This is a genomic window from Dietzia sp. JS16-p6b, from assembly GCF_003052165.1.
Classification (GTDB): Bacteria; Actinomycetota; Actinomycetes; order Mycobacteriales; family Mycobacteriaceae; genus Dietzia.
This window is the reverse complement of record NZ_CP024869.1, coordinates 460,186-484,686: the sequence shown is the minus strand read 5'-3', so window position 1 is coordinate 484,686 and position 24,501 is coordinate 460,186. Positions and strand designations below refer to the sequence as shown.

At 63.8% G+C, this 24,501-nt stretch carries 15 protein-coding genes and 2 pseudogenes; 6 read left to right on the top strand and 11 right to left on the bottom strand.

Annotated features, from left to right (window positions below):
• Nucleotides 1–88 precede the first annotated feature (88 nt).
• The 7 genes from CT688_RS02170 to CT688_RS02140 form a co-directional block, all read right to left on the bottom strand.
• On the bottom strand, nt 89–1,402 hold the full coding sequence (locus CT688_RS02170; RefSeq protein WP_107755580.1) for an ISL3 family transposase: 1,314 nt from the start codon (nt 1,400–1,402) through the stop codon (nt 89–91).
• Nucleotides 1,403–1,683: 281 nt separating this feature from the next.
• Nucleotides 1,684–3,612 carry a tetratricopeptide repeat protein gene (locus CT688_RS02165; RefSeq protein WP_107755579.1) on the bottom strand — a complete coding sequence of 643 codons (1,929 nt, stop codon included), beginning with the start codon at nt 3,610–3,612 and terminating at the stop codon, nt 1,684–1,686.
• Between the two features lie 151 nt (nt 3,613–3,763).
• Entirely contained in the window at nt 3,764–5,407 is a 1,644-nt protein-coding gene (locus tag CT688_RS17225; protein WP_156607067.1) for a hypothetical protein, read from the bottom strand.
• A gap of 100 nt (nt 5,408–5,507) precedes the next feature.
• Nucleotides 5,508–6,959 carry a CHAT domain-containing protein gene (locus CT688_RS02155; protein ID WP_107755577.1) on the bottom strand — a complete coding sequence of 484 codons (1,452 nt, stop codon included), beginning with the start codon at nt 6,957–6,959 and terminating at the stop codon, nt 5,508–5,510.
• Nucleotides 6,956–8,461: a hypothetical protein gene (locus CT688_RS02150; protein ID WP_107755576.1), complete on the bottom strand. Its 1,506-nt coding sequence runs from the start codon at nt 8,459–8,461 to the stop codon at nt 6,956–6,958. Before CT688_RS02150 ends, CT688_RS02155 begins: the two co-directional genes overlap by 4 nt.
• A 440-nt stretch (nt 8,462–8,901) precedes the next feature.
• A complete protein-coding gene (locus tag CT688_RS02145; RefSeq protein ID WP_107755575.1) occupies nt 8,902–9,111 on the bottom strand; it encodes a hypothetical protein in 210 nt (69 codons plus the stop codon).
• 35 nt (nt 9,112–9,146) lie between these two features.
• The gene (locus tag CT688_RS02140) at nt 9,147–10,178 is read right to left on the bottom strand and encodes an OmpA family protein (RefSeq protein WP_159077974.1); all 1,032 of its coding nucleotides are present in this window, start codon (nt 10,176–10,178) and stop codon (nt 9,147–9,149) included.
• A gap of 578 nt (nt 10,179–10,756) precedes the next feature.
• Between CT688_RS02140 and CT688_RS17220 the strand changes: the two are divergent.
• Together CT688_RS17220 and CT688_RS02125 are read left to right on the top strand one after the other, a co-directional pair.
• Nucleotides 10,757–11,273 (top strand): annotated as a pseudogene (locus CT688_RS17220) (transposase); the annotation flags it as partial.
• Between the two features lie 125 nt (nt 11,274–11,398).
• A complete protein-coding gene (locus CT688_RS02125) occupies nt 11,399–13,207 on the top strand; it encodes a tetratricopeptide repeat protein (RefSeq protein ID WP_107755572.1) in 1,809 nt (602 codons plus the stop codon).
• Between the two features lie 49 nt (nt 13,208–13,256).
• Here the strand turns inward: CT688_RS02125 and CT688_RS02120 are convergent.
• Together CT688_RS02120 and CT688_RS02115 are read right to left on the bottom strand one after the other, a co-directional pair.
• A pseudogene (locus tag CT688_RS02120) lies at nt 13,257–14,422 on the bottom strand (IS3 family transposase).
• A 166-nt stretch (nt 14,423–14,588) separates the two neighbouring features.
• On the bottom strand, nt 14,589–16,064 hold the full coding sequence (locus CT688_RS02115; protein WP_156607061.1) for a hypothetical protein: 1,476 nt from the start codon (nt 16,062–16,064) through the stop codon (nt 14,589–14,591).
• A 9-nt stretch (nt 16,065–16,073) separates the two neighbouring features.
• Here CT688_RS02115 and CT688_RS17215 point away from each other — a divergent pair, with 9 nt between their 5' ends.
• Complete coding sequence (locus CT688_RS17215) at nt 16,074–16,223, top strand: hypothetical protein (RefSeq protein WP_156607059.1); 150 nt, start codon at nt 16,074–16,076, stop codon at nt 16,221–16,223.
• Nucleotides 16,224–16,580: 357 nt separating this feature from the next.
• Nucleotides 16,581–18,629, top strand: coding sequence for a tetratricopeptide repeat protein (locus tag CT688_RS02110; protein WP_159077973.1), 2,049 nt, complete (start codon nt 16,581–16,583; stop codon nt 18,627–18,629).
• A gap of 79 nt (nt 18,630–18,708) precedes the next feature.
• Here CT688_RS02110 and CT688_RS02105 read toward each other — a convergent pair whose 3' ends face one another.
• Nucleotides 18,709–19,806, bottom strand: a complete 1,098-nt coding sequence (locus tag CT688_RS02105) for a ribonuclease H family protein (protein ID WP_107755569.1) — start codon at nt 19,804–19,806, stop codon at nt 18,709–18,711.
• A 557-nt stretch (nt 19,807–20,363) separates the two neighbouring features.
• Between CT688_RS02105 and istA the strand changes: the two genes are divergently transcribed.
• Together istA and CT688_RS02095 are read left to right on the top strand one after the other, a co-directional pair.
• Nucleotides 20,364–21,932, top strand: a complete 1,569-nt coding sequence (gene istA / locus CT688_RS02100) for an IS21 family transposase (RefSeq protein WP_231750298.1) — start codon at nt 20,364–20,366, stop codon at nt 21,930–21,932.
• The gene (locus CT688_RS02095; RefSeq protein ID WP_107755567.1) at nt 21,929–22,699 is read left to right on the top strand and encodes an ATP-binding protein; all 771 of its coding nucleotides are present in this window, start codon (nt 21,929–21,931) and stop codon (nt 22,697–22,699) included. Before istA ends, CT688_RS02095 begins: the two co-directional genes overlap by 4 nt.
• A 60-nt stretch (nt 22,700–22,759) precedes the next feature.
• Here the strand turns inward: CT688_RS02095 and CT688_RS02090 are convergent, their stop codons facing one another.
• Nucleotides 22,760–24,478: a hypothetical protein gene (locus CT688_RS02090; RefSeq protein ID WP_156607057.1), complete on the bottom strand. Its 1,719-nt coding sequence runs from the start codon at nt 24,476–24,478 to the stop codon at nt 22,760–22,762.
• Between the last annotated feature and the right edge of the window lie 23 nt (nt 24,479–24,501).

Genomic DNA, 24,501 nt, shown 5'->3' with positions numbered 1-24,501 from the left:
GACAATGGGCCACCCACATTGACGCCATTGAGTCGATGACTCGCGACCCCGACAACCGGCGTCGGCCACCAAACCGGCCCTTCCGGTTTTAGAGTGCATTGATCCGGTCCTGAAGCTGTCCGGAGTGGATCAGTGACCGCAAGATGTAGTGCTTGAGGTTCCGGAAGCCCAGGGCGATTCCGCGGAGGTGCTCGAGGCGTCCGTTGATGGCTTCGACGGGGCCGTTGGAAGCGCCCACGTCGAAGTAGGCCAGGATCTCCCGATGCCGCTTCCACAGCGAACGGCCGAGCTGCGCGAGCTCGGGGAGTTCGGCGGGTACACCGGCCCGGATCGACTTGAGGAGCTTGTACATAGCGATCTTGCCCTCCCGCTTGCCCGAGGCTTCGTAAGCAGTGATGAGTCGCTGGTAGACGCCGTAGGTGACCTCCACCGCCGCGTGCGCGTCATGGGCGGTGAACGCTTGGAACAGGCGCATCTTCTGCTTGTCGGTCAGCAGTTCAGCGCGGGTTCGCAGGGTGCGGCGGATGCCGTACAGCGGGTCGCCCGTGCGGCCCCGGTGCCCGGTGGTGGCCTGCTGGATGCGTTGGCGGCACACGGTGAGCTTGTCGGCGGCCAGGTGCACGACGTGGAACGGGTCCATCACCGTCCGGGCAGCGGGCACCGCGCTGGCGGCGGCGGTGTGGTAGCCGGCGAACCCGTCCATCGTGACAACCTTGACCCGGTCTCGAAACACCTGGTCACGGGCGTCCAGCCACTCGGTGAGGACCTTCGCCGAACGGCCCGGGACCATGTCCAACAGGCGAGACGGGCCGGTGCCGTCCACGACCGGGGTCAGGTCGACCAGGACGGTGACGAACGCACTGCTGCCGTCGCCGCGCACGTGCTTCCATTTGTGCTCATCGACACCGAGAACGCGGACTCCGTCGAAGTGTCCGGGCTGCTCGTAGACCATCGTGCGAACCTCCGAGACCGCCAGGTCATTGACCAGGTCCCACCCCAGCCCGAGGGCCTTGGCCACGGCGGACACGCTGGTGCGGTCGATCGCCAGACGCTGCAGGATCCAGCGGCTGCAGCGGCGGGTGGTCTTGGCCCGCGGCTCGGCCAACGCCGGCATCCGCTGCTGGAAGATCCTCGTAGCGCACTCGGTGTTGTCGCAGGTGAAGCGCGGTACCCGCACGTGCAGTCTGGTGGGATGCCCGACGATCGGTAGATCCGTGACCTTCCGCTGGACGTGGTCCCGCAAACGGCCCGCCATCCCGCACTCGGCGCAGATCGGGTCGAGTGTGACCGGGGCGCAGAACAGGTGCGTGAGCTCGTCAGCCACAGCGGCGTCGGTGATGGTCACCCCGAGCTCGACGGTGCGGCAGATGGTGTCGGCGAGCAGGCTGGCGGTAGCGTTCAAAGCGGGTCCTGGGGATGCGAAGTGCTGGTGTAGGAACTTGCATCTTCACACGCCCCAGGACCCCTACATCTTGTGCCTCACCGCATCACCGCAGCATCCCCGCTACGCACTCCGGATCCGGAAGAGCCACCAAACCCAACGCAATGTGCACGATCCCGATACCGACATGAGACGCCGATCCCAGAACTGACCTGGAACAACTCGCTGACCTGTGACTGCCCGGACGCCGGGCCGAATCTCACCACCTAACCGCGCTCTGTCGCTGGCCGGTCAGACCTCGTCTAGGTGAGGGTTAGTGGATGGGTATGCGTGCGGGGTGTGGGGTAGGTGTGGCCGGTGTCCTGATCCCATGGGGTCAGGGCGAGGTGAGCATCGGGCATGCGTAGGCGGGGCGGGGGCCGTAGCGGCAGATGCGCCCCAGCGATGAGGCGGCTGGTCCCACCCAGATGCGCCGAGGGACCCGTATCCGGGCCCTGTCCGTCGGTGCCGGCGGGTTCGAACGCCGGCGCTATCGCCAAGGCGCGGACGGACTGTTCCCGCTGCAGGGGCGTGTCGGTATCCGCCGCGGTGGTGGTGTGGACACCGGAGTTGATGGCGGTCTCCACCAGATCAGCCATCAATGTCTGGTCACCGACGTCGCTCGCGAGTTGGAACAGGAAACTCGTAGCGTGCGCGATGCGTGTGGCCCAGGCGATGCGATCAGAAGCCGAACGGAACTGGAAACGCATCCCATCTAGGTACACCACAGCAGGAACCGCGAGCTGCAACGCCCGCTCCAACAACACTCGCCGATCACCCTCCCCTGACACCCAGGCCTGACCAACCCACGAAGCGGCGGTGTTCAGCTGACACTCTGCCGTCTCCCGGTGCATACCCAACCGGGTGAACACCTGCAAAGCAGGGAAGAGGTGGCTGCGCGCCTGCTCGAATTCCCCCAGGTCCTTGGCTACGATCCCGAGGTTCCACTCACAGGTGGCGACTTTCCGTTCAAGGCCTAGGCGGGAATACACCTGCGAGGCCTCTTGGTAGTGCTCCCGGGCTTGGTCGAACAACCCCAGCCGATGGGCGACGTTCCCGAGGTTCCCTTCACAGTTGGCGGCGGACGCCGCCAGACCCAATTGGGCAAACACCTGGCGGGCCTGCTGGTAGTAGGTGCGGGCCTGCTCGAACAACCCCAATCCCAACGCCACGACTCCGAGGCTTACCTCGCATTCGGCGGCATCCCGATCCAATCCAAGTTTGGTGAATACCTGCCGGGCCTGCTCGAGGTGCACACGTGCCTGGTCGAACAGCCCTAGATCCTCGGCCACGCTCCCGAGGTTCATCTCGCAGCCGGCGGCTTCTCGCTCCAGACCCAACCGGGTGTACACCTGCTGGGCCTGCTGGTAGTGGGTACGGGCCTGCGCGAACAACCCCAGATGCACGGCCACGCTCCCGAGGTTCATTTCGCGTTCGGCGGCATGCCGATCCAGTCCAAGCCTGGTGTACACCAGCCGGGCCTGCTCGAGGTGCACACGTGCCTGGTCGAACAGCCCTAGATCCTCGGCCACGCTCCCGAGGTTCATCTCGCAGCCGGCGGCTTCTCGCTCCAGACCCAACCGGGTGTACACCTGCTGGGCCTGCTGGTAGCGGGTGCGGGCCTGTTCGAACTGGCCCCGATCCCTGTCCACGTTCCCGAGGTTCATCTCGCAGTCAGCGACCCCCCGATCCAAACCCAACCGGGTGTACACCTGCCGGGCCTGCTCGTAGAGAGCTCTAGCCTGCTCGAACAACCCCTGATTCAAGGCCACGGTCCCAAGGTTCATCTCGCAGTCCGCGACCCCCCGATCCAAACCCAACCGGGTGTACACCTGCCGGGCCTGCTCGTAGAGAGCTCTAGCCTGCTCGAACAACCCCTGATTCAAGGCCCGGGTCCCGAGTTTCTTCTCGCAGTCAGCGGCTTCGTGCTCCAGGCCCAACCGGGTGAACACCTCGCGGGCGTGCTGGTAATGGGTGCGAGCTTGGTCGAACAACCCCAGATCCAACGTCACGGCCCCGAGGTGAATTTCGCAGCTAGCGGCTTCTTGCTCCAGGCCTAGGTTGCTTAACAGGGTCAGGGCACGGGTGAACTCTTCGTAAGCGTCGGGAAGTCGACCGTTCTTGGAGTGGTCGAGTGCTCGGTTGTAGTGGCTGATCGCCTCTTGGCGTCGTTGGGCGGAACTGTCATCCATCCCCTGTGCTCCAGTTCTGGGTCAGCATTTAGAGGGCGGTCTGGTTCCAGATGAGGTATTCTTCCGCCTTAAGACCACCTTCGCTTAGCGGATCCACAAGCGGCTTGCAATCGATCGCACCAGCCCTTCACGAAAGTTGTTTCCAGCGAGGTTAGAAGAGGGTCGACTTATCGATGCGGTACCTATAGGCATCAAGTGTGATGTGGTACCCATAGGCGTCTAGCGCTTTGCTGAGTAGTGTTGAGATCACGGTTAGCGCGTCTTCAGGTTTGGTGCAGATGGCCGACTCGGGGGCGCCGCTCGCGTAAGCGTGGCGGATGTCTTCCGCGAAGTCCTCGGTCCGGAAGAGCGCTGGCAATAACGTGTCGAAGCTCTCAGTCGCTGCGATTGCTTGGTCCAGTTCGAAGGATCCCCCTGCGTTGAGCAGAACGGCAGACAATTCTTCGACGCGTCTCTCTTTGATCGGCGTCGAGACATCTGCTTCAGCGCTCTCGTCAAGAAGACTGCGAACTCCGTTGAAGATTTTCTCACGGTCGAGGCGGGACACCAGAGCACCTTCAAAGTCACGGTACATCCATTGGCCTTGTTCGCTACCGACTGATTTGCCCTTCGCTACGGAACGGCTGCTCATATAGTCTACTTGTGATTCACCGCGGTCCTCGGCGACACCAAGCGCCTCCAAACTGACGGGGCGAGTAAGATTGCCTCTCTTATGTTCGCCCCAGTAGCTTGCCCAGAAGCGTCCGAGCAATTCATCGTCCGAGATAGAGCCCTCTTCCCAAGCGCTTCGTGCGGCCTTGTCTGCAGCCTTCTCCAAGGCGGGGCGGTAGGCCAGTTCCGCAACCGGATTGGCGTACCTTTCGGCTTTCTGACTTTCCACGGAGAGGTAAGTGTGCGCTTTGTCTAGGGTAAGCTTGTCGAGAGAGTTGCGCTTGGATGGACTACGAACGTATTCGTGCAGACCATAGGAGCAGGCCAGCATTGATGGAGTTTCGAAAGAGAGTCGTTCCAAGCGTTCTAACATCTCCCGAATCAGTTTGTCCCTTCCGGGGCCCGCGGGGACGAGATCTGTGGTGTTTATTTCAAGCCATTCCCACAAGCGCGATGTCGCATCCTCGATCATTTCCTCTGTCCAGCCTGTGACTCGCGGGCTTTCGGAACCGTCGATCCAGTGGACAAAACGCTCGATTTCGCTGACTAGTCTTAACGATCCTTTTGTTGCCAGCAGCACTGCGATGTCGACAAGCTCGGGACTTATTCCGCCGAGCCCCGAATCTTGCGCGTTGACAGATTCTGCTTGGATGAGATCGGCTATGCGTCGTGCGCGTTCTTGGGACCGCAAGACATCGGCTTCGTCGGGAGACTCCATGACCTCGCGCAAGCGCACTAAAGACTTCGCCACCCTATCCCTAAACTTCGAAAGACCGTCGCCGTGCACTCCTTCCGGCCTGGTGGCATAGAGCGCCGAGTAAAAAGAGTAGGCGAACCGGATGGTAGGCGTCGAGTACCGCGTGAGAGTCTTTCGCACTTCGTCGACCACGACGTGGGTGTGGTCTTTCTTGCCAACTGGGGCCCTCATGAATGTGCGGAGATAGACGCACTCCGCATCACCCCAGGCTGTTTGGGAGATCTTGAGCGTGAACATCTTCAAGCCATTGGCGAACTCGTCTGCGCGGTTGAGTCCACTTGGCCGGTTACCGTCGATTCTTGCCCATGTGGTGAATACCTGTTTGCTTGAGGCAGGAATGTCGATCCATTTGTCAGCGCTGCCGGGAAGAGCCACGTAGCTGGGCATCTCCCAAGAGTTCAGGACCTGGTTGACCAGGGGAGGAATTGGTGGCCGTTCTCCGGTCATAGCTTGCTGTCCGGATGTGTCGGTGATGATTCCGTGCTTTTCATGCAGGGTCGCCGCCTTCAGTAGGGGTGAGAGCGTCGGGACGAGCGGGGGCCACGGTGGTAGACAGTGACGCCCATAGCAAGGGCGTGTCGGCGATATCTCCGGACGTGCGCCATCGCCGGAGCTTGTTCAACTGCCACTGGCGAAGAGAGGCGACGGCATCCTCGTGTCGGTGCGCGGAATCAACTGCCAACGCCAGCTCTGTGGTCGGCCCGGAGCTGGGCCCTGAATCGTTCGGCGGGCGTGGCGGTTGGGTCAGGGTGGCGAAAGCGTGGTCGGTGGGAAGCGGCCACCGGGTCGTGGTGATCAGTTCTGCACCGGCATCGATCATTGCCATAACCAGTCCGAACGTCTCTGCCGACCGGTAGTCAACGCCGCCCTCGCAGGCAACCAGTGCTACCCGGGAGGGCATGGGCCACAGCTGGTGGCCAAGGGTGGGGTCGTCAAACCCATACAGGTGATGCGCCTCAGGGTCTTGCGCCAGCGACGTTCCCAGGAGCAGGTCCAGGGCTGAAAGCGGCATGTGGTTGCCGGGTTGGGCCGAGTGGGCGTATCCCTGCTCGGAGGAAGGACGGACGGGTTCAGACATGCCCCACACATCGTTGGGTTCGTGGTCGGCTCGAGGTCCGGACCAGTACACGTCGGACAGGTGCAGGCTCGCCGAACCGGGCTCATCTGAGGAAGATGAGATGTGCCCGAAATACAGCAACCGGGAAATCTCGGGGACCTCCAGCAAGCAGCGGGACAGATCGAGACGGGAGACCTCGTCGCGCAGTACGGGAAAGCCGTCACCGCGTACTGTCGTCGGGTCGTTGCCGATCACGTGTACGAGGTGACTGTCGTTGGGGATGGTCTGTCCGTAACCGGCGGAGTGTGCGCTTGCCGGCAGGAGCGGGTCGATGATGTGCAACGCTGGGAAGGTCTTCACCTCAGACCAGGGGCGAGGGAGCCGAGAACGGTCAGCATGCACCGTCACCGGGGGATCTAACACGATCTCCGCGATCTCGACGAGCCGCCTAGGCTCAACGAGATCCTCACCCTCGTCGACACACAGTAGTTCCCACGGGATTTGTGCCAGTCTCGGGCTTGGCGTGATCCGCAGTCGCAGTGCCACATCCTGCTCGTGCAGGTCGCGGATCAACTCGCGAAGGCGTGGCGGCAAGACCGATTGAGTGAGCTCACGCGACAGTTCGCGTTCAGCGCTCTGGTCGGCGAAGGGGCCATCGGTTAGGACTTGCTGGACAGTCTTCTGTACGGTCTGCTCGTCGCCGCCGGAGAGAGTGATCAACGCCGACTCCAATGAGCCCAGCGCCGTGTTGAGTACGTCGGCGTCCAGCCGTTCGGCGTTCTGGGTGAACGGCTGCTGGAGCAGGATCCATGACAGGTAGGTTGGCCCTGCGTCGGCAGCGTGAATCAGAAGGTCTACGCGGGCAGACCCGGCATTGTTCATGCCACGTTCCGCATCATGGCATCAAGTTCTGCCAGCAATGGCGCAGGGGGCGGCGCATCGCTGGAGACGGTCGACCAGGCCTGTCGCCTGGCCTCGACCTCTTCGACCAGACGGTTGGCCGCGCGCCGGGATGATCGTTGAAGCGAACGCGCTAGTGCGCCGAGCGTCCTGTCGACCTGCCGTGCGTGTGCGTCAGCATCTGCGTTCAGAATCCGGGCACGTTCGTCGAGTGTGGCGGCAGCGTGCTGTGCCCTGTCCTGCACCTGGCGCAGGCGCTGCGCTAGTTGCGCAGCGGTAGCCGCTTGCCGACGGCAGTGCCAGAAGTCCATGGCTAGCCTGTCTACCTTGACCAGCTGAGTCCCTACCTTGTCGGCGCGCACGGCCGGCAAGGGCCCATGAAGGGCGATCACGCCGAAGTGCAGTGACGTCTCGACTCCGTCACCACGAGCGGGGAAGGTGTACTCCAAGTCTGCGACGAGCCGCCCGCCGTGACTGCCCAGCGTGTCAGAAACTGGGTCCAGCCCTTCGGGAGTGTGATCGGTGACCTGCATTGGTGAGATCTTCAAGACCTTGCCCGTCGAGCGGTCGGCAACATACGCCCGTAGCGATTGTTCGGCGTCGTCAACGTCATGGACGTCGATGTATACCTGGGACCTCATTGGCGACCCGGGCTCGTAGGCCTGGTCGCCCTCTTGGGCAGCCTCAGTGACCACGAACACTTCGTTGTGGCCCGCGCCCGACCACCGGACAAGGCGTGCAGGCACGGCGGTCGGGTCGACTGGATAGCGGGTTCCGGTGGCATGGGGACCCCCATCGCCAGCGTGAACCGCCATCGCCCCCCGAGTCATGGATGCGCTCTCAGCAAGCGTCGTCTGAAACAGCTCCAAGTCCAGGTCGTCGAAGCTGCGCCTGTTCCCCAGTGCGGCGATGCCGTCTTCTACACGGGCCTTAAAAGGGTAGGTGGCGAAAGGTGCGGAGTCGATCAGGGCAGCCTCAACTACAACGACGAGACTCTCGGGCAGTGCCCCGTCGAGGAGATCGTCGACAAGATCTTCGATGGCCTCGACTGTGAATGCCAACACGCGGGCCGCGGCAATCGGATCCTCAACGCTTGCACTGGCTAGCGCCTGATCCAGCGCTAACTGTCCTCGGTTAACAGGGGTGGGGCGCAAGGTTAGGACGGCCTCCACCTCAAAACGCCGTGACCACGCCGCTGGCAAACGCAAGGCCTCCAGCAGCGAAGGATCCTTGTCGTCGAGGTAGCTGCGCCACGCCCTTGTCCCGGCGTCACCGAAGACGCCGGTCAATGAGCTCACCGATGTGGACAGAGTGGTCACTGCGAGCAACCGGTCGGGGAAAACCGCGTCTACTTCCAGCGTCACCTCACTATCGACACGCAGTGACACCGCGGCGACAGCAGCCGGCCCGCGGCGCCAACTCGCCACGGAGTCGAGATCACGAATGAGGACGGGCTGGGACTGGGGGGTGGGCGAAGAAGCCATGATGTGAACTCCAGATGTTGGTTGGGTATGCGGCCAGCCCACAGACTCAGGTTCGTGTTGAGCATAGTGACCGGTGCCGACATGTGGGTAAGATTCCGCTCATTGCGACGGCGTAGTCGAGGTAGTCGAGACGAGGCGCCTGAGTGTGTGAACTGTCTTGTACGCCGGACAAACAGTTCAAACCCGCCACGGCGAAGCCCGCGAGTGCGATTGAGGTCATCTCGTGGCGATGAGACTCCACGCTCAACGCATCACTGGGGTTAAGCGGAGCCGGCCGTACAGCAGGCGCGTCTGCGACGTACAACTGGGCGATGTGAATCGCCGCAATTGCGGAGAGTGGCCGCAAGAGCCAGTTTGTGTCTTCTCTCGGTTGAATGTCGACGGTTTGGTGTTGACCCCCGCGCCGCTGCCATTGGCATCGGGGCGGGGGTCCTGGAACGTCAGCGCCGCCGTCTCCCGCCGCCGCCCAGCAGTCTGGACGCTACGAGCAGCACCCCGATGAGGACCAAGAGCCTCCAGAAGGTGTCTGTGGCTGAGCCCATAAAGGGTGCGGCGAGGGCTCCGGCGACAATGAGTACGCCGAGAGCAAGGACCGGATGTCCGACACTGCCGCGCAGCATCACGGCGATCAGAATGAGCATGGTGCGCACAGAACTCTCCTTTCGCTATGACCTGGCGACCGGGCTCAGTTGGAGACGACGGTCAGGACGACGGACCGGTTTGCAGCAGCCTCATCCTGCCCGGGAGCAGGTGTGACCGGCTCGTCGAAACCGACACCGCGAACGGAGACGAGCTTGCTGTTCGACACCCCATTGCGCACCAGCTCTTCAGCAACGGCACGCGCCCGCTCAAGCGAGAGCTGACGGGCCCCCTCGGGGCTACCAAAACGAGCCGTGTGACCGACGATCTCAACCGAGGACGCACTGGCCGTGAGCTGTCGCGCGGCTTGGGCGATCACCTTCTGCGCCTCGGGAAGAAGGACGGCCGAGTCCGGGGCGAACAGAGCCGAGGAGTCGAGTGACCAGCTGACCTGACCGTTTACCGCGGGCCGGGGCTGGAGTTCGAACCTGGGGACCGGAACCGTCTTGACGCCGGTGGTGTCGGCGGCAGGAGTGGATCCGCCCGCGCCGGAGACGAACCGGCACGAGGTGGCGTGCCCGCGCTCGCACACCCCCCGCCAGAAGTCCTCCAGCGTCGTGCGCATCGGCGCGGGCAGGGGCTCCTGCGCTCCGGTGACGTCTCCGACTCCGACAAAGATCATATCCTTACCGGTCAGGTCCGGTTGGAACCCGGCATCGGCCAACCGGTCCAGGACCTCCGGCAGGGAAAAGTCCCATCCCAGACCCGCGAAATCAGCAAGGCCCCGTGTCTGCAGCCCACTGGACAAAGCCACGATCGTCGAGGCCGGGGCTTTACGTGCCGCCGCGTCCAGACCCGTCAACAGGTCCAGGTCACGAGCCGAGGACTGTGCGGACGTGAGCATCTGGTTCAGAGCGTCCAGGGTCGGGGCGAAACCGCTCTGGCGCCTGGTGCGGTCCTGCTCGATGTCCTGGCCACGCATCACAGCCAGATCAGCCGTCCCGACCTGATCGATCTGCCCTTCCTGCGGCAGGAGCACAACGGCTCTGGCCTCACGCACCCCCGCACTGGTGAGCAGAACCTCCTCCGCCTCTTTGACCAACATCTGAGCCGGCTCATTCGCGGTCGCGGTGGTCACCAAGAACACCGCCTTTCGCGGGTCCGGACCCTCCTGGGACGAGCACGCCCCAAGCCCTAACACCGGCACGACGAGTGCGGCGAGCACTGCAAGCATCCTGCGGACAACTCTGGCCCGAACCCCACAGGGACGGACAGCTCCAAAAGCCATCGTCTTCTCGGTCATGACAAAGTCCTTCCCGACCCCACTCAAGGGGCCAGATCAGTAGCGATGATGCACAGCAGAAACGTGACAACCCGGGCAAGCCCTCGAAGACCAACCAATCCCCACACCGGGCCCCGGCTGCCCCTCAGAAGTCCAGAGCCCGACGGGGTAAGTGGGGGTTGTAGTTGCGCGGTGCGGACGATGCGGACGATGCGGTCGGAATGATCTACCGGAACGGGACCGATGTCGACGCCCGGTTTGTCCCTGCAAGGTTCGGCCGGCTGGCGTAGCTTCCGGATAATTAGCTCGCTCACCTGACGGGCGACCAGCTGGTTGATCAGGGCCGACGCAGGCTAGGCCGTACCTTGAGCACACCCCGCGGAACCGGATCGAGCCCCTCATCATCGGGATCGAATTCTGAATCTGCGGGCCTGTGGGTAGCCGACTTTACATATGTATGGACGCTGGCCGGCTTCTGTTACGTCTCGTTCGTCGTCGACGTGTACTCCCGCCGAATACTCGGCTGGCAGGCCTCGATAACCAGGCGATCCGATCTGGTTCTGTCGGCGCTCGAGCAGAAAACCCACACCCGGCGACGGGGCTCGTTCGAGTTCACGACGACCGGTCTCGTACACCACAGCAACGCCGGCACCCAGTACGGCTCCCTGGCACTGACCGATGCGCTCCGCGAGGCCGAAATGCAGGGGTCCATCGACAGCATTGGCGACGCTCTGATTATCGGAGTCCACTATCGCGCTGTACAAGACCGAACTGATCGACCTGGAGACCACCCAAAGGTGGACCGGTTACAACGAAGTCGAACGCGAGACCGCGGACTGGGTGCGATGGTTCAACAACGAGCGCCTGCACTCCGCGATCGACTACCGGCCACCCGTCGAGCCCGAGGAGATGTACCGTTCCAACCAGGCGACCAAACCTCAGGCCGCCTAATTCAGTAATACCCTCCGAGAGATCCAGTGCGGTCCACACGGCGAAGACCGACACCACAACGCCCCGAACACCCCGGCGGCCAGAAAACCCGCCCCCACCCGCTCCGGCGGACGCATGATGAACAAATGGACGACAGTTCCGCCCAACAGCGTGAAGAGGCAATCGCCAACTACAACCGTGCAATCGAGCACTACACAAACGGTCAACTCGAACACGCATACGACGAGTTCACCCATGCCCTGAGACTGCTTACCACCACGGGCGAAGAAGAACTCGCCGCCCGATGCGAAGTCAACCTCGGGGTCGTCGCCGCCGAACTGGGGGAGTTCGAGCAGGCACGCACTCACTACCAACTCGCCCGCCACAGATTCACCCGCCTAGGCCTAGAACAGGAAGTCGCCGACTGCGAGGCAAACCTCGGGGTCGTGGCCAGGGATCTCGGACTGTTCGACCAAGCCCGCGCCCACCACCAACAGGCCCGCCAGGTATACAGCGGCCTAGGCCTAGGACAGAAGGTCGCCGACTGCGAAGCAAATCTCGGGGTCGTGGCCAGGGATCTCGGACTGTTCGACCAAGCCCGCGCCCACCACCAACAGGCCCGCCAGGTATACAGCCGCCTAGGCCTAGAACAGAAGGTCGCCGACTGCGAAGCAAATCTCGGGGTCGTGGCCAGGGATCTCGGACTGTTCGACCAAGCCCGCGCCCACCACCAACAGGCCCGCCAGGTATACAGCCGCCTAGGCCTAGGACAGAAGGTCGCCGACTGCGAAGCAAACCTCGGGAATGTCGCTTCAAATCTGGGGTTGTTTGACCAGGCCCGCAGCCACTACCAAAAGGCCCTGCAGGTGTTTACCCAGTTGGGTCTGGAGCGGCAGGTCGCTGGCTGTGAGTTGAACCTCGGGTCTCTGGCATGGAAGCTGGGGGTGTTCGACCAAGCGCGAGCACATTACGAAGTGGCTCTGCAGATGTTCAGCCGCTTAGAGCTGGTACGGGAGGTCGCCGACTGCGAGGTGGGCCTCGGTGTCGTGGACCAAAATTTGGGGTTGTTTGACCAGGCCCGCAGCCACTACCAACAGGCCCAGCAGGTGTTTACCCAGTTGGGTCTGGAGCGGCAGGTCGCTGGCTGTGAGTTGAACCTCGGGTCTCTGGCATGGAAGCTGGGGGTGTTCGACCAAGCGCGAGCACATTACGAAGTGGCTCTGCAGATGTTCAGCCGCTTAGAGCTGGTACGGGAGGTCGCCGACTGCGAGGTGGGCCTCGGTGTCGTGGACCAAAATTTGGGGTTGTTTGACCAGGCCCGCAGCCACTACCAACAGGCCCAGCAGGTGTACGCACGCTTGGGTATGCACCGGAAGGTTGCGGAGTGTCAGGTGAACACCGCCGGTTCGTGGACGCGGCAGGCGCGGGTGTCTGAGGCGGGTGATCGGCGGGTGTTGTTGGAGCGGGCGCTGCAGCTGGCGGTTCCTGCTGTGGTGTACCTGGATGCAATTCGGTTTCAGTTTCGTTCGGCCCCGGATCGCATCGCCTGGGCCACACGCATCGAGCACGCTACGAGGTTCCTGTTCCAACTCGCGAGCGACGTCGGTGACCAGATATTGATGACGGACTTGGTGGAGACCGCCATCAACTCCGGTGTCCACACCGCCACCGCCCCGGACACCGACACGCCCCTGCAGCGGGAGCAATCCGTCCGCGCCTTGGCGATAGCGCCCGAGTTCGAACCCGCCGGTACCGACGGTCAGGACCCGGACACGGGCCCCTCGGCGCATCTGGGTGGGATCAGTCGCCTGGTCGCTGGCGCCCACCTGCCACTGCGGCCCCCGCCCCGCCTACGCATGCCCGATTCCCATCTCGCCCTGACCCCATGGGACCTGGACACCGGCCACACCTACCCCACACCCCGAACACACACCCACCCACTGGCCATCACCTAGAGAACCCCACAGGGTGGGGGGCTGATGCACGGATAGGTGACAGGGTTAGTCACGCGGCCTGAAGGGCCTCGTCGGTCATGATCGTCTCGAATTCGATGGGGGTCAATCTGCCGAGGCGGTCTTGCCGTCTGCGGCGGTGGTAGGTGCGTTCGATCCAGTGCACGATCGCCGAGCGGAGGTCGTCTCTGGTGGCCCAGGATCGGCGGTTGAGGACGTTGTTCTGCAGCAGCGAGAAGAAGCTCTCCATGGCCGCGTTGTCACCACCCGCACCGACCCGGCCCATCGAGCCGATCAGCCCGTGACGGGTGATTGCCATCTGCATCTTCTTCGAGCGGAATTGCGATCCTCTATCGCTGTGGAGGACGCAGCCGGTCATGTCGCCTCGTCTGGCGACGGCGCTGCCCAGAGCGCTGACCGCCAGGCGGGATTTCATTCTCGAGTCGATCGAGTAACCGACGATCCGGCCCGAGTAGACGTCTTTGATCGCGCACAGGTACAGCTTCCCTTCGGCTGTCCCGTGTTCGGTGATGTCGGTCAGCCACAGCTCGTTCGGACCGGCTGCGGTGAAGTCCCGCTCGACGAGGTCGTCGTGCACGGGCGGGCCGGCCTTACGGTGCCGACCCCGGCCTTTCTCACTGATGGCGCTGGTCCAGCCGCCGGCCGAGCAGATCCGCCACGCCGTCCGCCGGGACATCCTCTCGCCCGCGGCTTCGGCCTCGTCGGCGAGGTAGCGGTAGCCGAACTGAAGGGTCTTCGCGGTGTGCGTCGAACAGGGCGTTGGCCCGGTACGCCTCGGCCAGCTCGGCGTCGGGGACCGGGTTCTTGAGCCACCGGTAGTAGGGCTGGCGAGCGATCTTGAGTACCCGACACGCCACCGTGACGGGGACCCCGTCAGCGGCCAGCTCACTCACGAGCGGGTACCACCTTTTCCCGGCAAGTTCGCCTGGACAGGTACGCCGCCGCCCGGCGTAGGACCTCGTTCTCCTGTTCAAGCAGGCGCACACGCCGATTAGCCTCGCGCAGCTCACGCGATTCGGCCGACGTGGTGCCGTGCTTGATCCCGGCCTCCACGTCGGCCTTGCGGATCCACTTGTTCAGGGTCATCGGGTGGATACCGAAGTCGGCAGCGATCTGTTCGAGCGTCACACCGTCTTCGCGGTTCTGGGCGACGCGGACCACGTCGTCGCGGAACTCCTGGGGGTAGGGCTTGGGCACAGCTGGCATCCTTCCAGGCCCGCCCCGCAGGGCAAGCCAGATCAGATGTCACCTACTCGCGCATCGGCCCCGGGGGTTTCGGGGCGCCGAGGCAGCCACATCCTCCCCCGTCGGACCCCGGACGGTTGAAGTGCCCGGGGCCCAACGGGGTGAGCGGGGGTTGTGGTTAGACGGCGTGGATGACGCGGTCAGGGAGGTCTACCGGGACGGCATCGACGTCGACCTCGACGGGGGCGTCGATGTCCAGTTCGACCTGTTCCGGTCGGGCCGGGATGTCCTCGGTGACCGGGCCGGCAGCCTCGGGGGCGGGGGAATCCTCCGCCCCCGAGGCGGCCGGCTGGTGGGGCTGCTTCATGCTCAGATCGGCCACCTGGCGGGCGGCCATCTGGTCGATCAGGTGCCGGCACCGGGCAAGGGGCTCGGAGTCGAACAACGGCACCGCTGCGGCGATCTGTGAACGGCCCCGCTCGACCAGGTCCTGCTCCCCGCCCACTGTCTGTGCCTGCGTCGACGTGTCGGTGCGGGGTGCGACCTGGAGAACGGAGTACCGCTCACCGGCGTAGCCGTGCTCGGTACGCAGCCGAAGGATTGCCTGGGTCGCTGGGAGAGCCGCCCGCCTGTCGGCGTCTTCGGCCACGAGGTACCTGCGACACGCCTGCTCCAGCACCGCCGCCATCGCCTGGGTTTCAGCGGTGTAGGTCCGGTGCTCGTTCTCGACCCGGCGGTCGATCTCGGCGATCGCCTGGGCCAACGCGTTACGACGCAGCACCTCGGGCGACGGGCCTCGGGAGTTCACCAGCGCCACACACACCGGCGCGGCGGCAGCCATCGCGCCGACCAACACCGCGATACACACCCCGGCAGCGGTACCGACTCCCGTTTCCTGCGTCACCGCATGTCCCAGCCGGGCGAACATCGTCACCGCGGTGAGCACCGACATGCCCACCACCCCGGCCCACCCCACGACCAACATCGGATTGTCAGAAGCCGCTGCCCACAGCGGGGCCAAGACAGACTGCGAGGTCGTGGGAGACGATTCGTCCGCGTCCTGGTTCTGCTGGGCTGATGTTTTAGCACCGTCGTCAGGCAGGGACGTGGCTGTGTTGATCGCCGCCCACGTCATCTCTCCCACCAGATGGGCCCACACAGCGATAGCGCCGGCCACCAGCAGAGACAGGGCACACGCTGTGAGCAGGCGGGGCAGCTGAACGACCCACTCCCCGTCCTCATATGCCGTCGGGTCCAGGGTGGTGTTCTCCACCGGGATGAGGATCATCGCGATCGCCAACACGTCGACGAATACCAGCAGGAACACCGCCCACTTCATCCACCCGGGCACACCCGAGCGATGCCGCACCTGACCCTGTTTGAGGTCCTCGTCGATCTTGGCTCCCAGCGCATCATGCTTGGCTCGCAGCGCCGGCGCCGGGAGGGTGTCCCCACTCAGATCGGGCGACTGTGAGAAGGGCTTGTGCCGCGTGATCCGCTTTGGTGTCGTGACCGTGACGATGTTCTCCCGCGACTGCCACAAGCCGACATTGGCCACCGCGGTCTGGGCACCGTCGGCATGACGACGATGCTGCTCCGACAGCGCGTCCAGAGACGACACGTGCGGGGCGACAGCAGCACTTCGGGCCTCCATGACCCCGGAATGCAACAGCGCCTCGTGCTGGAACAGACCCTGACCACCCTCATCCGAGGCTTTCCGATCCGTGTCCTGCGCCAGCCGTTCGGCCTGCTTACTGGCCGCGGCGAACAGGACACCATCATCTTCGAACTGACGCCTGGCCTTTCGCTGTGAACGGCCAGACTGCCACCACTCGAGAAAACCCATCACACACAACTCCTTGACTCGAACCGGAAAAACACACGGGACGCAGCAGAAACACCTCGGCCGCCAACACCTGACAGCGGTCACCATTCGGATAACCCGGAAACCGAGCACCACATGAGCGCAACACCACGCCCCGTACTTAGAAACCAATCCCCACACACGCACCACGAACACCGACCCCACAACGCCCCGAACACCCCGGGCGGACAGGAAGCCTGCATGCCGCCGCCGCGGCGGCGGACACCGACTCGGCGAGCACACCTCACTCGCCCCGGTGAAGAAGAAACCCACATACCACCGCCCCGGCGGACGCATGATGAACAGATGGACGACAGTTCCGCCCAACGGCGTGAAGAGGCAATCGATCACTACAACCGCGCGCTCGAGCACTACACAAACGGTCAACTCGAACACGCCTACAACGACCTCACCCACGCACTGACCCTGTTCACCACCATGGGCGAAGAAGAATCTGTCGCCCAATGCGAGTATTTCCTCGGCTGGGTGACGCAGAAACTGAAGCTGTTCGAGCAGGCCCGCACCCACTGTCACAACGCCCTCGAGATCTTCATCAGCCGGGGGCTCAAGCAGAAGGCCTCCGACTGCGAGAGGACTCTCGGGAACGTGGCCCAGGAGCTCGGAGAATTCGAGCAGGCAAAAGCCCACTACCAACAGGCCCACCAGGAATACACCCGCCTAGGACTAGAACGGCAGGCTGCCGACTGTGAGGCGAACCTCGGGGTCGTGGCCAAGGACCTGGGGTTGTTTGGTCAGGCGCGAACTCACTACTTGCAGGCCCGCCAGGTATTCAGTCACCTAGGATTGGATCAGAAGGTCGCTGGCTGTGAGGTGAACCTCGGGAACGTGGCCAAGGACCTGGGGGTGTTCGAGCAGGCAAGCACTCACTACCTGCAAGCCCACCAGGTGTTCGCCCGCCTAGGACTAGAACAGGAAGTCGCTGGCTGCGAGATGAACCTCGGGAGCGTGGCCAAGGACCTGGGGGGGTTCGAGCAGGCACGCACTCACTACCTGCAAGCCCACCAGGTGTTCGCCCGCCTAGGACTAGACCAGGAAGTCGCTGGCTGCGAGATGAACCTTGGGACTCTGGCCTGGGAGTTGGGGGTGTTCGATCAGGCACGTGTGCACCTGGGGCGGGCCCGGAAGGTGTACACCCGGTTGGGCCTGGAGCGAGAAGCCGCCAGCTGCGAGATGAACCTCGGGAACGTGGCCAAGGACCTGGGGGGGTTCGAGCAGGCACGCACTCACTACCTGCAAGCCCAACAGGCGTTCGCCCGCCTAGGACTAGACCAGGAAGTCGCTGGCTGCGAGGTGAACCTGGGGAACGTGGCCCAGGACCTGGGGGTGTTCGAGCAGGCACGCACTCACTACCTGCAAGCCCAACAGGCGTTCGCACGCCTAGGACTAGAACAGAAGGTCGCTGGCTGCGAGCAGGGCCTCGGGAACGTAGCCTCGTATCTAGGGTCCTTCGAGCAGGCCCGCACCCACTACCTGCAAGCCCAACAGGTGTTCGCCCGCCTAGGACTAGAACAGGAAGTCGCTGGCTGCGAGCAGGGCCTCGGGCACGTAGCCTCGTGCCTAGGGTCCTTCGAGCAGGCCCGCACCCACTACCAGCAGGCCCACCAGGTGTTCGCCCGCCTAGGACTGAAGCAGAAGGTCGCTGGCTGCGAGCAGGGCCTCGGGATCGTGGGCTCGTATCTAGGGTCCTTCGAGCAGGCCCGCACCCACTATCAGCAGGCCCAGCAGGTTTACGAACGGCTGGGCATCGAGCGGCAGGTCGCCGAGTGCCGACTGAACACGGCCCGGTCGTGGGCTGCTCAGGCCGAGGTGTCCGAAGTCGACGATGGGCGGGTGTTGTTGGAGCGGGCGTTGCAGCTCGCGGTCCCTGCTGTGGTGTACCTAGAGGGGATGCGGTTCCAGTTCCGATCGGCCTCGGATCGCATCGCCTGGGCCAAGCGAATTGAGGACTCCTCGAGTTTCCTGTTCCAACTCGCGAGCGACCTCGGTGACCAGATCTTGATGGCGGACTTGGTGGAGACCGCCATCAACTCCGGTGTCCACACCACCACCGCGGCGGATACCGACACGCCCCTGCAGCGGGAACAGTCCGTCCGCGCCTTGGCGATAGCGCCGGCGTTCGAACCCGCCGGCACCGACGCACAGGGCCCGGATACGGGTCCCTCGGCGCATCTGGGTGGGACCAGCCGCCTCATCGCTGGGGCGCACTTGCCGCTACGGCCCCCGCCCCGCCTACGCATGCCCGATACTCACCTCGCCCTGACCCCATGGGATCAGGACACCGGCCACACCTACCCCACACCCCGAACACACACCCACCCACTGGCCATCACCTAGAACAGACCCACAGGACGGGACACCAACGCGCCGTCGCCCACGCCCTCCACCAGGGCCAGGGTCAGGATTTCCCGGCGGTTCAAGCGGCTACCGGTGACTCATCTTGATGAACGTCAGCAACGATGTTCGAGTAGATCCGATCCGCGGTCGCCTGATCAACCTGGGCGTCCTCGTTTCGTCGCCTCGCGACGGCCAGCCTGTCGGCAGTCTCGTTTAACAGGACACCGGAATGCCCCGGCACCCACCTGTAACTGACTTCTCGACCTTTGCTGGCTGCCCTGATCGAATCGACAAGGCGTGCCACCTGAGTAGATGACGACACCTTGGACCCGGTAGCCAACGCGATCGCATTCCGGGAATCGGACACAATCTCCAGTGGCCGGCCGCGGAAAGTTCTGACCGCACACTCAATGGCCACCAACTCGGCAACATTGATGTTGCGCAACTCTGCGCAGTACTTTGTGCGCCATTGGCCGTTCTCCGCCATCACTCCGATACCCGCCCCGGCCTTGCCCTTCCTCACGGACGCATCGGTCGCAACCTGCAGCGCCTTCGTGCGGGCCTGCGAAGACTTCTTGTCACTGCCGAGAAGCTTGCGTTCCTTCGGGCACAGTCCGGCGCCGACCGGACGGGCTAGTCGGGAACTCGCGATCGAGTCCACCAATTGGATCACGGAGTCCTGCACCGAGTCATCCCGGGAACGCAGGAAGCTGAACGAGGCCTCGTGCGTACGGAACCAGGACGCGATCTCCTGCACCCGCACGGCCAGCAAGACATGAACCTGGTGCTTCTTCGACCAGGCATCGACGAACTCCATTGCATCCACGGCTACCAGTCCGCGATTACCATCCTCACGAGACAAGCTCCTCACCTGACGCCCCGCCAACGACACCTGCCCCGACTCATCCAGCGTGAAGATCACCACCTCAGCTCGAACCGGAACGCCCTCCCGCGCAGGTTCGGCCACGATCGACGCAACCGCCCGCGCAGGAACCACCGCCTCGGTGGCCTCCTCCACGCTGGTCGGGGTGGACTCCACCACCATGGTCGGGCCGTCCCCAATGCCAGTGCGCCCACCCGACCGGGCCTCCAGCACGGCAACAAGCTTCCGGACCCGCAGAGCAAGTGCGATAACCACCGAGATCACAACCTCGACCAGCCAGCAGAACATGACCATCAACCCCTTCCAGAAGCACGAGCGCCACTCGCCCGCACACCTGACAACCAATCCCCACCAGATCTGAAGCAGGATCGAAACTCCCTGGGCTCTTCTCCCGGCTCCGACCCGGCGCCGGCGCCTACCTGTGCACTTGTCAGGGATGGGGTTGTGCACGAGTAAGTAATTACTGATTGTGTCGCAGTCCCTCCCTCCTATCCAAAGGTGAGGATGTGACTTATGCGAGTGGGGGGGGTAGGGGTGGTGTTTGGGTTCGCTCCAGGGGTCAGGGCGATCTGGTTGTTGGGCATTCGTAGGCGGGGTGGGGGCCGCAGAGGTAGATGGGCTCCAGCGATGAGGCGGCTGGTACCACCGAGGTGTGATGAGGGCCTTCATCTGGTCCCAGATCCCCCTTGGCGCGTAGGGCCTGATGGTTGCGCAGATCCATCGACCCGGTAGCAAGATTCTGGATACCCGGTAGCGGCGGGTTGGTGTGTGCTCGGCTGAGGGCGACGGCACAAGGGGTGTCGTCGTTCGTGGCATGAGAGGCGGGATCCGTGGCGGATTACCGAAGGATTATGGCGCTGTTGCTCCAGGGCCGCAGCTACCGGGAGGTCGTGGAGACGGCGGGCTGCTCGCACCGTGACGTCGCGCGGGCCAAGCAGGTGATCGGAATGAACGGCATCACCTCAGTGGAGGGCGTCTCGGATGCGGAGGTCGCCGGATGGTTCCCCGACGGGCGACGGCGGGTCTCGGATGAGTACGAGCGGCCGGAATTCGAATCTGTACTCCAAGCGCTCAAGCACCGTCGCCACTTCACCTTGCTGCAAGGGTGGCGTCGGTACGCCGATGCCGCCGGCACGGGGAAGAAAAAGTACGGATACGCGCAGTACTGCGCCCTGTTCTCCGAGTGGGCGCGAACGAATGACCTGGTCGCGGTCCTGCGCCACGAGCCGGGCCGGGCGATGCACGTGGACTGGGCCGGGGACACCCTCGACGTGGTGGACCGGGCCGACGGCGTAGTGGTCAAGGCCTACTTGTTCGTGGCGGTCCTGCCGTACTCGGGCGCGGTGTTCTGCCGGGCGTATCCGGACATGAAGTCCGAGGCCTGGCTGGACGCCCACGTCCAAGCATTCGCCTTCTTCGGGGGCGTGCCCCAGCTGGTGGTTCCCGACAATCCGACCACCTCGACGCACCAACGACACAAGGGCGATGCAGAGCGGGTCGTCAACGCCCGCTACCAGCAGCTGGCCGACCATTACCAGTGCGCCATCGTCCCAGCTAGAGCCAAGAAACCAAGGGATAAGGCTGCCGCAGAGTCCGCGGTGAACGTGGTGAACCTACGCGTCATCGGCTATCTCGAGGGCGAGACGTGGTTCTCGGTGTCCGAGCTCAACGAGGCGATCGACGAGCGGGTGCGCGAGGTCAACCGCGACCTGAGGCGAGCCGACGATTCCACCCGGTGGGAGCGCTTCGAAACCGAGGAGCAGCACCTGCTCACAGCCCTGCCGGATGCCCGGTTCGAGGAGGTGGCCTGGAAGCAGCTCAAGGCCGCCCGCAACTACCACATCACCGCCGACTACCAGCATTACTCAGTGCCGTACTCGCTGGCCGGGCAGCTGCTGCGGGTTCGGCTGACCTCGAGCCGAGTCACGGTGTTCAACGGCAACGAAGTCGTCTGCGAGCACCCGCGGCTGAGCGGCCGCAAGGGCCAGTACTCCACGCTCGCCGAGCACGTGCCAGACAAGCACCGCGACATCGACGGCCTATGGTCCAGGACCTGGTTCAGCGATCGCGCCCGCAGCTTCGGTCCGGCCACCCAGGAGGTGATCGAGCAGATCCTGGACCGCCACCAGATCGAGGCCCAGGGGTATCTGGACTGCCAGAACATCCTGGGCGGACTCGGCAAGAAGAACCGACAGCGCCTCGAGGCCGCCTGCGGAGAACTCCTGGCCCGCGGCGGCTATCCCACCTACACCACCCTCAAGCGACTGATGGCCGCGATCGACTCCGATGCCAAGGCGCCCAGGACCATCAGGCCCGCAGCCTCAACCCGCAAACACACCGAGACCCGAGAACCCGGACCCGAGGTCTACGTCCGCGACGCCTCCCACTACGAAATCGGCAGTCAGGGGGCAGGGCAGTGACGTTCACCGACATCGACTACGACAAGTTCCGCGCCCTGCGCGTGACCAGGGTCGCCGCCCGGCTGGAGCAGCTCATCGGCGACGAAGCCAACGACGAGCTGACCCCCGAGCAACTGTTCCTCACCGCCGTGGATGATGCCCTCGAAGATCGCCGGGCACACAAGGTCGACAAACTCATCCGGGCCGCCGGGTTGCCGATCCCGGAGGCGAATGTCGCCGAGCTCGACTACCGGGAGGGCCGAGGGATCAACCCGGTGCGGATGAAACGCTACGCCGCCCACGACTGGGCCGCCGACCCCACGAACCTGCTGGTCATCTCCCCAACCGGAGGAGGAAAAACGTACCTGGCCTGCGCCATCGGCATCGCCGCCTGCCACAACGGCCACGCCGTCACCTACGCCAGAATGGACTCGCTCGCACGGCAATTGGTCATCACCCGCGCCGACGGGATCGCACACCAGAAGCTGCTCAACGATCTGTCGAACACCGATCTGCTGATCATCGACGACTTTCTCACCGTCGGCATCGACAGCGACGCCGCCTCCGACCTGTTCGCCATTCTGGCCAACCGAGAACACCGCCTGCCGACGATGATCGCCTCGCAGACAGGACCGGCCCACTGGGTCGCAGAACTACCCGACCGGGTCGCCGCTGACTCCATCGTCAACCGTCTGGCCAACAACGCGCGGACGATCAACCTCGGCCAGATCGATATGCGCCGACAGCGCCAAGACCAGGCTCGCACCACCGACGGCTACTGGGAGTAAACGCCAGCGGCTGCGGCCCCGCCCAGAAGCAGGGGCCGCAACCGACCCCCCAGAACAGCGCTACCAACTCCGTGGACTCGCGCAACCGAGTAGCCCTACGCGCCACCCCTCACCGGTGCCAGCTAGTTCGAACGTCGCCGCTCTCGCCAGGGCGCGCGCGGAATGCCCACGCAATACCGGCATATCGGAGTCTGGGCCGGTGTGGGCGGCATGGACACCGGAATTGATGGCTGTCTCCACAAGGTCGGCAATTAGCTGCTGGTCGTCGAGAGCGTGCGCAATACGGAACACAAAAGCGGTACATAAAGTAATCCGTCGAGCCCAGGCAATGCGGTCGTTGGCGGAGCGGAATTGGAATCGCATCGAGTCCAGGTAGACCACGGCGGGCGCAGCGATTTCCACCGCTACTCGCAACATCCCCTGACGATTGCCACTGGTCAGTTTCGAGCCTTCGGCCTGAGCCCACCAACTCTCTGCGATCATCACCTCGCAGTCGGCCACCTCGCGTGTGAATTCACGGCGAGCGTAGGAGTCGCGGGCAGCGGCCAGGTGGGTGCGGGCCCGCTCAAACTCAAACAGGCGCACGGCGATCTCGCCGAGACAGAAGTCGCAGTAGGCGACTTCACGCGCCAGATCAAGACGCGAACAGGTGTCACGGGCGGCCAGATGATGGAGCCGTGCTTGTCCGAGTTGGCCCAAGTTTTGAGCGATGGTACCGAGACCGATCCCACAGATGGCGATCTCCCGAACCATCTCGAGGCGGCCAAAGGCCTCGTGAGCAACGTCTATGTGGGTGCGGGCCTGCTCAAACGCCCTCGAGCAGATATCAACATTGCCCAAGTTGAACTCACAGATAGCGACCTCACGAGCCATGCCGAGGCGGCCAAAGGCCTCGTGAGCAGCGTTTTTGTGGGTGCGGGCCTGCTCAAACTGACCCAGTTCAGTAGCTACCGTTCCAAGGTTGAGCTCGCACGTGGCGACCTCGCGTGCCACACCGCATCGAGCGTAAGTGTCGCGGGCGGCCAGATAGTGGATAAGTGCCTGCTCAAACTCAGACAGGTAGTTAGCAACGTTGCCGAGACCGTGTTCGCAGTCGGCGACGTCAGCAGGCAGGCTAAGGCTCGCATAGGCGTCGCGGGCCGTGATCAAGTGTGTGCAGGCCTCCTCAAACTGACCCAGCTCAGTCGCGACCGTTCCGAGGCTGAATTCGCCATTGGCAGCCTCTCGGGCCATACCGGGACGCGCGCAAATGTCGCGCGCTGTCAGATAGTGAAAACGAGCCTGCTCGAACTGAGACGTGCTTCTCGCAACGTCGCCGAGACTGTGCTCGCAGTCGGCAACCTCGGGAACTAGACCGAGGAGAGCGTAACTGTCACGAGCAGTGGATAGGTGGCGGCGGGCCTGCTCATACTCGCCCAACTCGATCGCGCCCGTTCCGAGCCTAAACTCGCACGCGGCAATCTCGCGTGGCATACCAAGACGATCGAACGCAGCGCGCGCGGCCAAATAGTGAACGCGCGCCTGATCAAACCGACCCAAGCGGGTTGCGACGGTAGCTAATTTGACTTCGCAGTCGGCAACTTCCCGAACAAGAATAAGTGCAGCATGAAGATCGCGGGCAACGGTGAAATGAGTGCAGCCCTGCTCGAACTGGCCTAGTTCGGTGGCTGCAGATCCGACCCTGAGTTCGCAGCGGGCAACTTCGCGAGCCAGACCAAGGCGAGCATAGGTATCGCGAGCCGCCAGATAGTGAACACGCGCCTGCTCAAACTGACCCAACCCGGTTGCGACAGTGATGAGGC